Origin of the sequence: Mesorhizobium sp. M0618, from assembly GCF_040320765.1 — a bacterium.
Classification (GTDB): domain Bacteria; phylum Pseudomonadota; class Alphaproteobacteria; order Rhizobiales; family Rhizobiaceae; genus Mesorhizobium.
In genome coordinates this window covers 1-1,264 of sequence record NZ_JAMYQH010000074.1, presented here as the reverse complement: position 1 = coordinate 1,264, position 1,264 = coordinate 1, and the positions used below count along the sequence as shown (strand labels likewise).

At 65.6% G+C, this 1,264-nt stretch carries 1 protein-coding gene; it reads left to right on the top strand.

The features are described from left to right. A partial coding sequence (locus NKJ04_RS33570) for an Ig-like domain-containing protein (RefSeq protein ID WP_352680111.1) occupies window positions 1-1,264 on the top strand: 1,264 nt, incomplete at both ends.

Sequence of the window (1,264 nt, the reverse complement as noted above, 5' to 3'; positions counted from 1 at the left end):
GACTTCGCCGCGAACTCGATCACCTTCACGCCGGGCTCGGATGCGATCGCCTCGATCGCCTTCGGCACCGATCTGACGGGCCTGAACACCGCGAACCTGACCTGGACCAGGGTCTCGGACACCCAGGTCGTGGGCAAGGACGGCGCCGTGACGGTGGTGACGCTGGATCTGTCGGTTGCCAACAACGTGGCGACCGTGACGGCGACGCTGAACAACAATTACGACGCACATCCCGGCATCAACGCCGACGACCTGGTCAATCTGGGCCATGTCGGCCTGGTCGCCACCGATACGGACGGCGACCAGGCAACCGGCACCGTCAACGTGACGGTGTCCGACGACGTGCCGACGGCTTCCGCCGAGCCTTCGCAGAACGTTGCCGAAGGCGCGACGATCACTGGCACTTTGGACTTCGTCGCCGGCGCCGACGGCGCCACGGTGACGCATATCGGCGCTACGACCCTTGTCTTCGGCGGCGACGGTTACTCGCAGCCAATCGACATCGGCGATGGCTTGATCAAGGTCATGGCCGACGGTCACTACTCGTTCACCGCCGACAATTCGGTTTTTGGCACGGGTGCGGCTTCTGCAATCTATACCGTAACGGACGGCGACGGCGACACGTCGACGGCCGGCATAAGCTTCGTCGTGACGGACGCCAACACGCCGACGAGCGGCACGGCTACTGCCACGGTCGATGATGACGGCCTTGCCGGCGGCAATGCGGCGAGCACGACAGGGGACATCGATGCCAATGCGGGCGAGGTTCCGCTCAGCGCCAGTGAAGCGACCTACAACGGCACGCTCGGCGGCAGCCTCGGCGGCGACGGCGCCGGCGCCAACGGCTTCTCATTCGCGACGCTCGATGGCACCAACGGCACGGTCGGCCAGGAGAACGTGACCTACAGCTGGGACGCCGGCAACGACACGCTGACGGCGACAGGTCCGCGCGGCGTCCTGTTCACGGTGCATGTGACCGACCCGGCAACCGGCGCCTATACGGTGACGCTGGTCGACAATGTGCTGCAGGCACAGGGCCCGAACGATGAGAACAATGCGACGGTCGATCTCGGCTATGTGATCACCGATGCCGACGGCTCGACGGCAGCAGGCACGCTGACCGTTACCTTCAATGATGACGGCCCGTCGATCACGCCCTCGGCAACGGCGCAGCCGGTACTGACGGTCGACGAGACGAATCTGGCCGCCAATGCGACGGCGAACTTCGCCGCCAACTTCACCTCGGCGTTCGGCGCCGATGGCG